Annotated in this window: 13 protein-coding genes and 1 riboswitch; of the genes, 8 read left to right on the forward strand and 5 right to left on the reverse strand. The window is 39.1% G+C overall.

Annotation, left to right across the window (positions count from 1 at the left end; genetic code table 11):
- The first annotated feature begins 400 nt into the window (after positions 1-400).
- A complete protein-coding gene (locus HCH28_RS06895) occupies positions 401-1,174 on the forward strand; it encodes an IclR family transcriptional regulator (protein ID WP_221680342.1) in 774 nt (257 codons plus the stop codon).
- Positions 1,175-1,201: 27 nt separating this feature from the next.
- On the opposite strand, the gene HCH28_RS06900 is transcribed toward HCH28_RS06895, so the two are convergent.
- The gene (locus HCH28_RS06900) at positions 1,202-2,401 is read right to left on the reverse strand and encodes an aminotransferase class V-fold PLP-dependent enzyme (protein ID WP_221680343.1); all 1,200 of its coding nucleotides are present in this window, start codon (positions 2,399-2,401) and stop codon (positions 1,202-1,204) included.
- 14 nt (positions 2,402-2,415) lie between these two features.
- Positions 2,416-3,504, reverse strand: a complete 1,089-nt coding sequence (locus HCH28_RS06905) for a M24 family metallopeptidase (RefSeq protein WP_221680344.1) — start codon at positions 3,502-3,504, stop codon at positions 2,416-2,418.
- Positions 3,505-3,785: 281 nt separating this feature from the next.
- Here HCH28_RS06905 and HCH28_RS06910 point away from each other — a divergent pair, with 281 nt between their 5' ends.
- From HCH28_RS06910 to lepB, 3 genes are all read left to right on the forward strand, one after another.
- Positions 3,786-4,721, forward strand: a complete 936-nt coding sequence (locus HCH28_RS06910) for an LCP family glycopolymer transferase (protein ID WP_004230561.1) — start codon at positions 3,786-3,788, stop codon at positions 4,719-4,721.
- 351 nt (positions 4,722-5,072) lie between these two features.
- Positions 5,073-5,183, forward strand: coding sequence for a transcriptional regulator (locus tag HCH28_RS06915; RefSeq protein WP_221680345.1), 111 nt, complete (start codon positions 5,073-5,075; stop codon positions 5,181-5,183).
- A 150-nt stretch (positions 5,184-5,333) separates the two neighbouring features.
- Positions 5,334-5,894, forward strand: coding sequence for a signal peptidase I (lepB, locus tag HCH28_RS06920; RefSeq protein WP_221680346.1), 561 nt, complete (start codon positions 5,334-5,336; stop codon positions 5,892-5,894).
- Positions 5,895-5,930: 36 nt separating this feature from the next.
- Here the strand turns inward: lepB and HCH28_RS06925 are convergent, their stop codons facing one another.
- Positions 5,931-6,134: a hypothetical protein gene (locus HCH28_RS06925; RefSeq protein WP_036218669.1), complete on the reverse strand. Its 204-nt coding sequence runs from the start codon at positions 6,132-6,134 to the stop codon at positions 5,931-5,933.
- 159 nt (positions 6,135-6,293) lie between these two features.
- Positions 6,294-6,393: riboswitch (purine riboswitch) on the forward strand.
- A 74-nt stretch (positions 6,394-6,467) separates the two neighbouring features.
- Here HCH28_RS06925 and HCH28_RS06930 point away from each other — a divergent pair.
- Together HCH28_RS06930 and HCH28_RS06935 are read left to right on the forward strand one after the other, a co-directional pair.
- A complete protein-coding gene (locus tag HCH28_RS06930; RefSeq protein ID WP_004230558.1) occupies positions 6,468-7,658 on the forward strand; it encodes an MFS transporter in 1,191 nt (396 codons plus the stop codon).
- Between the two features lie 253 nt (positions 7,659-7,911).
- A complete protein-coding gene (locus HCH28_RS06935; protein WP_221680347.1) occupies positions 7,912-10,518 on the forward strand; it encodes a cation-translocating P-type ATPase in 2,607 nt (868 codons plus the stop codon).
- A gap of 46 nt (positions 10,519-10,564) precedes the next feature.
- On the opposite strand, the gene HCH28_RS06940 is transcribed toward HCH28_RS06935, so the two are convergent.
- Positions 10,565-11,047 (reverse strand): DUF3231 family protein, encoded by a 483-nt coding sequence (locus HCH28_RS06940; protein WP_255600825.1) that lies wholly within the window; start codon positions 11,045-11,047, stop codon positions 10,565-10,567.
- 97 nt (positions 11,048-11,144) lie between these two features.
- Entirely contained in the window at positions 11,145-11,801 is a 657-nt protein-coding gene (locus HCH28_RS06945; RefSeq protein WP_370635343.1) for a cupin domain-containing protein, read from the reverse strand.
- A gap of 239 nt (positions 11,802-12,040) precedes the next feature.
- Here HCH28_RS06945 and HCH28_RS06950 point away from each other — a divergent pair, with 239 nt between their 5' ends.
- A complete protein-coding gene (locus tag HCH28_RS06950; RefSeq protein WP_221680349.1) occupies positions 12,041-12,262 on the forward strand; it encodes a WYL domain-containing protein in 222 nt (73 codons plus the stop codon).
- The gene (locus HCH28_RS06955) at positions 12,259-13,518 is read left to right on the forward strand and encodes a Y-family DNA polymerase (protein WP_221680350.1); all 1,260 of its coding nucleotides are present in this window, start codon (positions 12,259-12,261) and stop codon (positions 13,516-13,518) included. Before HCH28_RS06950 ends, HCH28_RS06955 begins: the two co-directional genes overlap by 4 nt.
- Positions 13,519-13,529 lie beyond the last annotated feature (11 nt).

Consider the following 13,529-nt stretch of genomic DNA (forward strand, 5'->3'; position numbering starts at 1 on the left):
CATTGTTCAGGCGGATAGCCCTCCTTTTTTGCGGAATAGAATGGCTCTAAGTGGATAGAATGTCCAAACTCGCGGATAAAACTCAATATGTGACGGATAGAAAGAGGATTCTGACGGATAGCCTTCTTTTTTTGCGTGATAGAATGGCTCTAAGTGGATAAAATGTTCAAACTGGCGGATAAAACTCAATATATGACGGATAGAAAGAGGATTCTAGCGGATAGCCTTCTTTATTAGTGTGATAGCCATGCTCTGCACAATCCGAATGTGCATAGGAACTGCTTGAAATGAAATCGTGCATTTAAAATCTAATTGTAAAATAGTTGAATTTATTGAAAATTGTCCGTGTTCATTTTATAATCAAAATACGGTTCTATTATAGAGACATTTGAGGTGTGAAATGACATTAAAAACATTAGATAACTCATTGGAGGTACTGAAATATTTTAATAAGGAAAATCCTACATGGGGTGTTCGTGAGCTAGCGAAAGAGATGGATATTAGTCACTCCATTATTTATCGGATTTTAGCAACCTTCGAAAAACAAGGCTTTCTTATTCAAAATCCGGAGACAAAAAAATATGAATTAGGGCTTCGCTTTCTAGAATATGGCCAGATGGTTAAAGATAAATTAAATCTTTCTGACTTTGTTTTACCAATTATGATCAACCTTGCAGATACCATTAAAGAATCCGTATTCTTAACTTGGCTGGATGGCACAGATGGTGTCACAGTAGAAATAGCTGAGAGCTCTCAAACCATTAAGTTTTCAGTGTCGATTGGCACGCGGACACCACTACATATCGGGGCATCTTGTAAAGTCATCATGGCTTATCTACCTGAAGAGAGAAAAAAGGAGATCATGGAACATGGGATGAAAAGATTAACTCCTGAAACCATTACTGACCCTGATGAAATGTTAGCCGATTTAGAAAAAATACAACAGCAAGGCTGGTGCTTTTCAACGGGAGAGTACTCTCATTCAGTATTTGGGATAGGTGTACCTCTTTTTAATAGTAAAAAAGAAGTCATTGCCTCTTTAACAATTGCTGGTCCTATTTATCGTAAGCCAACAGAGGAGAAATTACCTGAAATGGTGAATGTTCTTCAATACGGAGCGATGAATATTCAACGGTATTTCGATCAATACAGCTTTAAATTATATCATGAATAAGCATGAAAAAGAGGCTCAAGATAGACATTAACTATCTTGAGCCTTTGCTTGGATTTTTTTCATAATGGATACGGCCTTGTCAATTTCTTCAAACGTATTAAAATAGTGTGGTGAAAAACGGGCCATTTTAGAAATCTGATTGCGTTCCATAATGGTATTCGCCATAAATGTGCCAGCTTCAATGATGACCCCATGTCCTGCTAAAGCATTGGTTAGCTCATCTGGTGACAGCCCTTCAATGTTAAACGGCGTAATCGATAATCGATGAGCACTATTTTGAGGACCATATAAGACAATGTTTGGAATGGTTGCAAGCTGTTCAATTAAATAGTTTGTTAGCTGCTTTACACGATCATATATGTGGTGGATACCAATATTGTTCGCATAATCAATAGCTGCACCTAATCCAAAAATACTTGGAATGATTGGACAACCTGGCTCAAAACGTTTAGCGGTTTCTAAAAAAGAATAGGCATTGTTCTGATAATCCCACTGGGTGCTGCCCCAGCCAATCATAATAGGCGTCAATGTTGGAATGAGTGCTTCTCGTACATATAAAATACCTGATCCTTCAGGGCCGCGTAGCCATTTCCGCCCACATGCAACTAGAAAGTCACAGCCAAGTTCGGCAACATTAATCGGTGTTAAACCAAGTGTTTGATTGGCATTCATCAATGTTAGTACATGGTGTTGCTGGGCGAGCTGACATATTTCTTTGGCGGGCTGGAGTGCCCCAGCAGCATTAGACATATGGGCAAAGGTAATCAATTTCGTTTGTGGTGTGATGAGTTGCTCAAGTGCATCTAAATCTACCATATATTCATCATTGGTTTTTAACACTTTCAGCTGTACCCCTTGCTGCTGAAGGGCAAGCCAAGGCACATAGTTACTCAACATTTCTGTGTCGAGCACTATGACCTCATCTCCCTGTTTCCATTGCAAGCCCCCTGCGACATAATTAATCGCCACTGAACCGTTTGGCACAAAGGCAATTTCCTCTTTTGTTGCGCCGATGAACAATGCGGCTTTTTCTCGAATACGCTCTACTTGCGCATACGTTTCTTGACGAAAGGAGGGCAAGTAGGGACCAATACTTGCTTGTTTTTGGAGATAGCTAGTCATCTCATCCACTACTGGCTGTGGCATGGCAGATGCAGCAGCTGTGTTTAGGTAAATATAGTGTTCAAGTAGTGGCATATCCTGTTGTATTTTCCTCATATCGATCATTGTACACACCAACCTTATAAAATGATTAATTCTTTCGAATAGGTCATGAAATTTTCGTAACCATTTTCTGTGACGATTAAATTATCCTCGATACGAACACCACCAACATCCTGCACATAGATACCTGGCTCCACGGTAAAGGCCATGCCTGGCTTTAACACTAGCTGATTACGCTGCATCATATAAGGCTCTTCATGTGCACTTAAACCAATGCCATGGCCAAGTCGGTGTGTGAAATAATCGCCATAGCCAGCATCGCGAATAATGCCTCTTGCCAGATCATCAATGGCATGAGCTGTCATACCTGGTTTTATGGCTGCTATGGCTGTTTCATTTGCTTGCTTCACAATACTATAAATGGTTTTGAGCGTTGGTGAAACTTCTCCTAAAGCAACTGTTCTAGTCATATCCGCCACATAGCCCTTATAAATCGCGCCAAAATCTATGACGATTAATTCACCTGTCTCTATTTTCTTTGTGCTCGCTCTGCCATGAGGCAGTGCACCTCGATAACCAGAAGCAACAATGGTTCCAAAAGGTGTTCCCTCTGATCCACGTCGTCTCATTTCATATTCTAATTGGGCTGCGACTTCCATCTCTGAAATACCAGCTTGAATAATCGGTAATGTGGCTGCAAGACTTTCTTCGACAATCTGTACAGCCTGACGCATGAGGGCTATTTCGTGTTCATCTTTTTCCATACGTATATCACGAATGGTTTCACCGATATCACATAAATTGTCATATGTAAGATGTTCAATCGCTTTCTGTTCCTTCACGCGCATGGTGTCAAACTCAACGCCAAGTGTCTGCGCTGTTTCTAGTTCTTTTTTTAGTTGCTGGATGGCCTGTGTCGGTCCTTCTTCATCCGAATAGGATAAGATTGTTCCACCATTCCGCAAGTCAACTTTTGTTAATTCTACTTGTGGAACGAGAAAGTATAATTGATGGTGAGCAGTAATAGCGGCTACCGTTAGGCGTTCACTTTGCTTTAACTGAAGACCTGTAAAATAATACATGCTTGACCCTGGCACTAGCACTGCTACATCAATTGACTGTTGCTGCATACGGGAAACGAGCTGCTCTCTTCTTTTCTGAAACATTGAGTGATCCCTCCTAAAAACGTTTCTATTATAGAGACGTTGTATCTGGAAATTAGTATATATCAACAATAATGAATTTTCAATAAATTAAGATAGCATCATTTTGATAGAGGATAAAGAAGATAATTGACAAATGAGGGAATAGTATGTTGTAAATTTAGTAAATACTAGTGTACGTCTTTTTTTCGTTCATTATGCATATAAGTAGACTAGATAAACTTTTTTCCAACTTAATACGTCAAAAAGAGGGGCAAAATTGTTAAGCAAGAAAGGACTTATGTATGGAAAAAAACATGAAACGCTCAAAAGAGAAAAAGAGCAAGAAAAAATTATGGCTGTGGATTGTTGGTAGCCTATTAGCAATTTTTTTAATTTTTATAGGTACTGCCTACTTTACCATCCAAAAAACTATGAATAAAATAAATACACCACTTATTCAAACAACAGATGCAGCACAACCAGAAGAAAAAACAGTGATTAAAAAAGATCCCTTTTCGGTTCTAATGCTTGGGGTCGATGAACGAAAAGATGATAGTGGACGTTCCGATACCATGATTGTAATCACTGTGAATCCTGAAAAGCAGACGATGAAAATGCTTAGTATACCCCGTGATACTCGAACAGAAATCGTTGGTCATGATACGGTAGATAAGATTAATCATGCCTATGCCTTTGGAGGCGTCCCTATGGCTGTGGATACGGTCGAAAACTTTTTAAATATACCCATTGATTATTATGTTTTTATTAATATGGAGGGTTTTTTACAAATTATTGATACGCTGGGTGGCGTAACAATCGATAATGATATGGATTTAACCTTTGACGAATACCATTATCCAAAGGGAGAAATCACATTAGATGGTAATGAGGCCCTTATTTTTTCTCGTATTCGTTATGAAGATCCTCGAGGTGATTTTGGACGCCAAATTCGACAACGTCAAATCATTGAAGCGGTGATGAAAAAAGCCTCCACACCATCAACATTATTAAAAGCAACCGATATGTTGAATGTACTAGGCGACAATGTTCGCATGAATTTTTCGGTGAAGGATCTTATTCAGCTACAAAGTATTTATAAAAAAATGGATAAGGATATTGAGCAGTTATCGTTTGAAGAGGGAGACGGTGAAAGGATTAACCGCATTTGGTATTATATTCCGAATGAGGCAGAGCTTCAAAAAATACAAACGGATTTAAAAAACCATTTACAAAAATAAGGAAGCAAGTTGCTTACAAATGTCGCATACTAGTTGTAAACTTTTTGGCCACGAAGGGAGGGAGATGAATGAATGGGAGGACCCAGGTGCTGAGGTATACAGCGCTGAATCATTGCATGCAAAGCTATGTACCTAAACGTAAAGTGCGAAAAAATCCAGTCCAATCAGCAATAAGAGGCCTACAAGTATTATGTTTAAAATTATTTATGTAAGGGATAAAAAATCATTCAGGTAGGGTGCATGCCTAGTTGAATGATTTTTTTGCTGTTATTCATCATTTTTCGATATTTCTTGAAATATCAGAAAATTAAGTGTATACTGACATTAGAAATGGTTAAAGGAGTGATTGTGATGATTATAGGCACAATTTTATTAGCATTTGCATTACCAGTGGGTATCGTATTAGCAGTAGATTTATTAAACGAGCAGCATCACTCTACCACACAAACTAACCATTCATAACGATGAAACAGCAAAATATCAATTTCTAGACAATGTTACTTTGTAGCCTTGTCTATTTTTCTATGAATAGGAAACAATTTGTGTGATTCATTCGTCAATAATAGTGAGAAAATGTTATACTATTAAAAAAAACAGTATCGGGGAATGAGCATGCAAGCGGAAAAACCATCCAATCTAAAAAAAGAAATAGTATCCTACATCAAAATTATTGTCATTACAGCTGTTGTTGTTTTTGGCTGTAAGCAATTCTTGTTTGCGCCGATTAAAGTGCAGGGAGCATCCATGTATCCAACTTATCACGATAAGGATATTATTATTGTAAGCAAAACAAGTAAAATCGAGCGCTTCGATCAAATTGTTTTCCAATCACCTGTCGAAGATGAGTTATATATTAAACGTGTCATTGGGCTTCCAGGGGATAAAGTGGAAATGAAAGATGATGTATTGTACGTAAATGGCAAAGCATACAAAGAAGATTATGTGAACCGTCAAACGGATGATCCTAATCAATTACGCATTACGGAAAACTTTACATTGGAACAATTAGTGAATGAAAAAGAAGTGCCGGAGGGCATGTATTTTGTGCTTGGTGACAATCGCTTAAAAAGTAGTGACAGTCGCCATTATGGTTTAATTTCAGAGGATGCTGTATATGGTGAATCAAAATTAATACTCTATCCATTTAGTCATTTTCATATTGGCTCAAAATGATGAAAAAAGAGGTCACTCCATTGAGTAGCCTCTTTTTTATTGTTGGGGTAAATCGGTACAGCTTTTATACGTGGGATAATAGACACAAATCCTTGAATTTTCAACGGTTTCCTTGATGGGCGATGGCTTACTTTTCATGGGAGATTGCATTGCTGGTTCTTCATTTGTGAACGCTTCTTCTACTAATTCTACGCCATAAAATAGTATTAAAAAATAGCAGACAAATCCTACTATACGCAAACAATCACCTCGTAAAATAGTTATTGTATGTTACTATATATGGTCAAATTCGTCGAAATATAAGCAGAAAATCAAAATTTTCTCTTGCCCAAAAGATTTTTAAAGGCAATGAATTCTATGAAAAAAGTTATTGTCAATGAAATTTTGATGTGCTACTATAGCTAAAGTAAATATTTGATCTGTATAACCTCAATAATATGGATTGAGGGTCTCTACCAGGAACCATAAAATCCTGACTACAAAACTTTGCTTCATTTTTGTAGTCAGGATTTTTTTAGTTTGTTTTAAAACAATCTCCTACAAAAATGAACGTGTAACGAAGGGGAGATTACGATGAATTGGAGAGTTTATATTCTTGCTGTGACTACCTTTGCAGTAGGGTTAGTTGAATTAATTGTTGGCGGAATCCTGCCAAATATCGCAGAGGATTTAGATGTGTCTTTAGCGACGGCGGGACAATTAATTACTATTTTTGCACTTGTTTATGCGATTTCTGCGCCTGTCCTACTATCCTTGACAGCCAAGGTGGAGCGGAAGCGCTTATTCCTTATTTCTTTATTTATTTTTACGTTAGGAAATCTAATGACCTTCTTCAGTACAACGTTTATCATTGTGCTAATCGCACGTATTTTCACAGCTATGAGTACAGCGTTAGTGATTGTTTTATCATTAACGATTACAACTAAAATCGTAGAGCCTCGCCATCGTGCTAAAGCACTGGGGCTTGTTTTTATGGGTGTAAGTTCTGCGCTGGTGATCGGTGTGCCAATGGGTATTTTTATTACAGAAGCGTTTGGCTGGCGAGCCGTATTTTTAGGTATTAGTATCCTATCAACGATTTCAATGATATTAATTGCTTTATTACTTGAAAAAATGCCAATTGGAGAAGTAGTGCCACTCAAGGCGCAAATCAAATCGCTGGCGAATTTAAAAATCCTGACAGCACAGTTAACTACCCTCTTTATGCTAGCGGGTCATTACATGCTTTACGCCTATTTAACACCATTTTTAGTAGAGGCATTTGATATGAATGCTTCATGGATTAGTATTTGTTACTTAATCTTTGGTATTGCCTCTGTTAGTGGGAATGCTGTAGGTGGATGGGTGAGTGATAAAATTGGCACAAGTAAAGCCATTATTTTAATTGTCTCAGCTTTTGCCATTGTCTTATTTAGTATTCCTTATACAATTATTGCCCTTCCACTGTTTTTAGTATTTACGGTTTTATGGGGTGCGTTGAGCTGGGCACTGACACCGCCATTACAAAATTACTTAATTCAAGCAGATCCTCAATCATCGGATATTCAGCAAAGCTTAAATACAGCAGCCCTGCAAATTGGTATTTCTATCGGATCAGCAGTGGGTGGCGCAATGTTTGCTTGGACAGGATCCGTTATGCACCTAGCTAGCTTTGGTACGATTCTAGTTCTTTGTGCATTAGGCTGCGCCATCTTTTCTATTAAAAGGGCACCTCTTGGACAGGAGCAGCACGTAGATTATCAGTCAGCACATCATAATTCATAATCAAGCAATAGCCCTGAAAGGTATTGGGAAAGCCATCCCAATACCTTTTTAATTGGTTGGCATGAATCTATTTTCGTACACTTCCCAAAATTAAATTCTCTATGGTTTCTTAGCATACTCTAATTACCTATGGAATAGATTGTTGTAGTTAATGAATTTACAGATTTGAGAAGTTTGAGATTTTAAGAACGAATATTATTTTTAAGAAAAATAGTAGGAGACTTTCAAATCTTGTAAATGGAAGGAGAACTCAATGACTGAATATCATCAACAATCATCTGCTGAAGTCATGAAGATATTGAACGTCACCACGCAAGGTTTGACTGATGATGACGTCCAAAAGAGGCAACAAGTCTATGGCTATAATGTATTAGAGGAAGGGCAAAAAACAAGTACGTTGGCTGTTTTTATGGGCCAATTCAAAGATTTATTGGTCATCATTTTACTCGTTGCTGCCGTCGTTTCCTTTCTACTAGGAGAAGTAGAAAGCACCATTGTGATCATGATCGTGGTTATTTTAAATGCCATTTTAGGTACAGTGCAGCATGTGAAGGCCGAACAATCATTAGATAATCTGAAAGCATTGACCTCTCCCATTGCCAAGGTCATGCGTAATAATCAACTAGTAGAAATTCCTTCTGAAGAAATTGTAGTAGGCGACCTTCTGATGTTGGAGGCGGGAGATTATATTAATGCGGATGGAAGACTACTAGAAAGCCATAATTTACACATCAACGAAAGCTCTCTTACAGGCGAATCAATTGCTGTGGCAAAAAGTACAGACCCCATTCGGAAACAGAATATCACCATTGCGGATAAGAAAAATATGGTGTACTCAGGAAGTTTTGTGACCAATGGACGTGGCATCGTGATGGTTACGGCAATTGGGATGCAGACGGAAATCGGAAAAATTGCGAATTTACTCGATACAGCCAAGGAAAAGAAAACGCCATTACAAATTAGTCTCGATCAATTCGGTGAAAAATTAGCCTTAGGAATTACGCTAATTTGTTTAGCAATCTTTACGATTGATCTTATCCGAGGACGAGCATTAGTGGAATCCTTTATGTTTGCTGTATCTCTTGCTGTGGCGGCTATCCCTGAGGCTTTAAGTTCTATCGTGACCATTGTATTAGCTTTTGGCACCCAAAAGATGGCAAAGGAAAATGCGATCATCCGCAAGCTTTATGCTGTGGAGAGCTTGGGGAGTGTATCGGTCATCTGTTCTGATAAAACAGGTACTTTAACAGAAAATAAAATGGTGGTACAGGAAGTTTTTGTGGACCAGAAGAAAATTCCTCATGATTGGCTCAATCCAATAAATCCAGTGGAAAAAGAGCTAATGGTAAAAGCGCTTTTATGTAGTGATGCTGTCGAGCGTGACCAGAAGGAGATTGGTGATCCTACAGAAATTGCGCTCGTGAAATTGGGGAAACAGTATGGTTTAGATGAATTGAAGATACGTGAGCAATATCCACGATTGGCTGAAATTCCATTTGATTCGACGAGGAAGCTTATGAGCACTGTCAATCAGATGGACAAGCAGCCCATCATGATTACCAAAGGGGCTCTGGATGTACTCTTACCAAAAGTGACGCGAATCAAAACATCAACAGGTATTTTTGAGATAACCCCGCAGCATCGCCAGAAAATCGAGGCGGTGAATCGCGATTTTTCTATGAATGGTTTAAGGGTGCTAGCCATTGCTTATAAGGAGGTATTGCCTCTACAAAAAGTCGATCCACAAGCAGAACGAGATTTAATCTTTGTCGGCTTAGTAGCGATGATGGACCCTCCAAGAAAAGAGTCGAAAGAGGCTGTGGAAAGCTGTATAAAGGCAGGTATTAAACCCGTCATGATTACAGGAGACCATAAAATTACAGCAACCGCGATTGCCGAACAAATTGGTATTTTGCAAAATCCAGCTGAAGCTATAGAGGGACATGCGCTCGAAGGCTTAACGGATCAAGAGCTGCAAGATAAAGTACAGGATTATTCTGTTTATGCCCGTGTTACACCCGCCCAAAAAATTCGAATTGTTAAAGCATGGCAGGATAAAGGACATGTGGTTGCCATGACAGGAGACGGTGTCAATGATGGACCTGCTTTGAAGCAAGCTGATATTGGGGTGGCTATGGGTGTAACAGGCACAGAGGTTGCAAAAGATGCCTCATCCATGATTTTAACGGATGATAATTTTTCAACAATTGTTAAAGCAATCGCCAATGGCCGTAGCATCTATACAAATATTAAAAATGCCATTCTGTTCTTATTATCTGGAAATGCAGGCGCTATTTTTGTCGTGTTATATGCAACGGTTCTGGGCTTACCTGTTCCTTTTGCACCTGTCCATCTTCTATTCATCAACTTATTAACAGATAGTCTGCCTGCTATTGCCATCGGTTTAGAGCCAAATAATAAGAAAACAATGAAGGACAAGCCTAGAAACATTCATACCCCTTTATTAAATAAAGCCTTTACCACACAAGTTGTGCTTGAAGGGATATTAATCGCCATTTCCACCATTATTGCGTTTCAAATCGGTTTATCGACAGGCGATACGTTAACAGCAAGCACGATGGCCTTTACAACACTATGCCTGTCAAGGTTAGTGCATGGCTTTAATTCTCGATCCAAACAATCTATCTTTGCGATTGGTGTATTTTCGAATAAATATACGTGGTTCGCCTTTATCATTGGTGTGCTAAGTTTACACATGGTCTTATTTATGCCGATGCTTACAACGGTCTTTGAGGTAGCTCCATTAACACCAGCACAGCTAGGCTTTATTTATAGCCTGTCGGTGTTACCATTCCTAGTCAATCAATGGTATAAGCTACTGTTCGTAAGAAATCGATAAAGATTAAAAAAAAGCTTCCGTTAGGTATTCAAACGGAGGCTTCTTTTTAGTGTGTAGAGGCTAATAACCAGCCTTTACTCTTACTTAGGTCAATCAATTTCGCTCCAAGTAGGGCATAACGCATATGGAGTTCACCATATTTGGTTAGATGTGTTTTCTTTACTGCTAGTTCTAAAGCTTGGCTTACGGCAATCAAAGAGGAGGCAATATTCATCGATAAAATAGCACTTATTTCGCCATCATTAATGAAAGATTTTCCACGAATATCCGTTATTTTCATTTTACTGTATTCTATCGATGCTGTTGGTGCCAGCACACCGTTTTCCTTTAATAGCAGGGTTAGCTGTTTATTTTCCTCTTTTAAACATTGAATAAATTCCAATGTAAGGATTTTTAAGTTTTTATCACGCGTATGCTTAAAAAAAGCATGACTGGAAGCAATATAGCCTTGATTGATCCCAAGCTGTGACCAAAGCTTGAAAATCTCCTTAAATTGTAGCGATGCTAGATTTTCATTTATCATTGTCATCCTGACACTTCCTAACTCTTAGTTTGATTTAAGATTAGGATGTAGCAGTAAATGATATTCTATTCATCTTTTACAATAAAAAATGAATAAGAGGTCGCTAATAGTAGGTACCATAAGGGTACAAAGGAGGGTAACGGTAGGGATAAGGGTATGGACATGGTTTCATATATTGCTGTGGCATGGTTGGTTTATAAGGGGCTTGATCCGTTGCTGACTCGATTCGATTACAGCTTTTTGCTGGTCCAATATAAGTCGTAGGAACAATCGGTGCAATCGTTTTCTTCCATTGTTCTTCATCTAAACAATACGTATGGGCCATCATATGGGCTGGTGTGAATTTTAAGATATCAGAGCCTAAAATGACCTCAGGCGTTGGCGCATCAAAAATAGCAAGTAGATGCGTGTCATCTTCTGTGGCTACTTCATAATGCCACCAGCCCTGTGGGACATTGGCAACCTGCCCAGGCTTGATAGGATAGTGTTGAATTTTCTTGGTAAATGGATTCAATAGAGAAACCGTTGCTGCTCCTGCAATACAATAGACAAGCTCTGCTGCATTTTGATGGTAATGTGGCTCGATGACATTGTCTTTACTTAAAAAAATATCAAGTAAAGATGTATTTTCTAATGTATTTAATTGTTCCACACCGAGAATATTAATGTAATTTCGGGAGTCTTTTTTAAAAAGCGTACTTTTATTGACATCAAAAGTGAACGCTGCAGAAGGGGAGCTATAATCGATGTTTGAGCTGATACTTACATCCTTTCTCATATAAATTGAGCTATTCATCATCATAGATTATGTTTTAGGTGCTCCTAGACTTACACAAATGCCTAGCTACAGCTAGCCTCTGTCTGGATAAAAATTAGCTAAAATTACCACTTCTATTTCAGAACATACGTGCGTATAATAAAAACACAAACGTTTGTTCTTGGTTGTTAAAAACTCTGTTCAACATGAATGAAAACAGAGTCAGTAAAGGAGCATTCAACATGAAAGAGCAGTTGAGAAAAGCCATGCATCGTCACCAAATCTTCCACATGATGTATATAGCGGAATCAGGTGCCATTACGAAAAGGCGCGTGAAAATCATCCACATTAAAGGTGATTCCTTTACCGCCTTTTGTTTTACAAGGCTAGCGAAGCGTACGTTTCGTATTAACAATGTTCTAGCCCTTCTGCCCATTCTCCAACGGGAGTCTGAGGTAATATGAATTACAACGATTTCCCACAGAAAGATATTTTTTGTATTGATATGAAGTGCTTTTATGCAAGTTGTATTGCCATGCTAGAAGGGCTAGATGTGCTGACAGATCCAATTGCCGTCATCGGTAATTTTGAACAACCTGGCAGTATTGTGCTGGCTGCATCACCAGTGATGAAAGAAAAATTTAACATTAAAACAGGGAATAGACGTTATGAAATTCCCAAACATCCAGATATTAAGTTGTTTGAACCAAAAATGTCCTTTTTTCTAGAGATGTCCATGGCCATTACGCGTCTGATTGCACAATATGTCCCTCCAGAGGCGATCCATGTTTATAGTGTGGATGAAAGCTTTATAGATCTAACAGGCACGGAGCAACTTTGGGGTTCGCCTGAGCAGGTAGCCAAATTGATTCAGGAAGACATCTATGAAAAGTTTCGCATTCCGTCCGCCATTGGCATGGGACCAAACATGTTGATGGCTAAATTAGCATTAGATTTAGAGGCAAAAAAAACAGGCTTTGCCAAATGGACCTATGCCGATGTGCCAACAAAGCTTTGGCCCGTGCGTCCTCTGTCTGATATGTGGGGGATTGGGAAACAGATGGCAGCCAATTTAAATGCGATGGGCATCCAAACAGTCGGTGGATTAGCCCATGCCGATTTAGCCGAATTAGAAAAGCGCTTTGGTATTATGGGTAATCAATACTATTACCATGCATGGGGCATTGATCTCTCCACATTAGGTGAGCCATTAGTGAACAATGCGGCATTAAGCTTTGGGAAGGGCCAAATGCTCATGAAGGATTATCACACACGAAGGGATATTGCGGTTGTACTCCTAGAAATGTGTGAGGATGTGATGCGACGTACACGGGAAGCAGGCTATGTCGGGCGGACTGTTAGCTTGGGGCTCTCTTACAGTCGCAATGCGATGACGAAAGGGTTCCATCGCTCAAGAACCATCGAAAGTCCAACCAATGAGACCATTGTTATGTATCAGGCTTGTCTGGCCTTACTAGATGAGCATTTTGCGGGTGAGCCAGCGCGTCAATTATCTGTTAGACTGACAAACTTAGAGCCAGAACGTAGCATTCAGCTTGATTTATTTGATGAGCGTAAGGACCAGCGGCAGGTCATTGGTCATGTCATGGATGCGATTCGTAGAAAATATGGAGTGGTGGCCTTATTACGAGCAGCCTCCTATACCAGCGCTGGTACGGCTATTTCACGGAATCGCTTAGTGGGCGGGCATTTAGCATAAGGAGTGGAAAA

The sequence above is a fragment of the Lysinibacillus sp. K60 genome (genome assembly GCF_019731275.1).
In the GTDB taxonomy this organism is placed as follows: Bacteria; Bacillota; Bacilli; order Bacillales_A; family Planococcaceae; genus Lysinibacillus; species Lysinibacillus capsici.

What these genes read in the sequence shown, in the direction of transcription:
- HCH28_RS06895 (WP_221680342.1), top strand. Translation starts at nt 401, where the DNA reads ATGACATTAAAAACATTAGATAACTCATTGGAGGTACTGAAATATTTT.
- HCH28_RS06900 (WP_221680343.1), bottom strand. Translation starts at nt 2,401, where the DNA reads ATGATCGATATGAGGAAAATACAACAGGATATGCCACTACTTGAACAC.
- HCH28_RS06905 (WP_221680344.1), bottom strand. Translation starts at nt 3,504, where the DNA reads ATGTTTCAGAAAAGAAGAGAGCAGCTCGTTTCCCGTATGCAGCAACAG.
- HCH28_RS06910 (WP_004230561.1), top strand. Translation starts at nt 3,786, where the DNA reads ATGGAAAAAAACATGAAACGCTCAAAAGAGAAAAAGAGCAAGAAAAAA.
- HCH28_RS06915 (WP_221680345.1), top strand. Translation starts at nt 5,073, where the DNA reads ATGATTATAGGCACAATTTTATTAGCATTTGCATTACCAGTGGGTATC.
- lepB (WP_221680346.1), top strand. Translation starts at nt 5,334, where the DNA reads ATGCAAGCGGAAAAACCATCCAATCTAAAAAAAGAAATAGTATCCTAC.
- HCH28_RS06930 (WP_004230558.1), top strand. Translation starts at nt 6,468, where the DNA reads ATGAATTGGAGAGTTTATATTCTTGCTGTGACTACCTTTGCAGTAGGG.
- HCH28_RS06935 (WP_221680347.1), top strand. Translation starts at nt 7,912, where the DNA reads ATGACTGAATATCATCAACAATCATCTGCTGAAGTCATGAAGATATTG.
- HCH28_RS06940 (WP_255600825.1), bottom strand. Translation starts at nt 11,047, where the DNA reads ATGACAATGATAAATGAAAATCTAGCATCGCTACAATTTAAGGAGATT.
- HCH28_RS06950 (WP_221680349.1), top strand. Translation starts at nt 12,041, where the DNA reads ATGAAAGAGCAGTTGAGAAAAGCCATGCATCGTCACCAAATCTTCCAC.
- HCH28_RS06955 (WP_221680350.1), top strand. Translation starts at nt 12,259, where the DNA reads ATGAATTACAACGATTTCCCACAGAAAGATATTTTTTGTATTGATATG.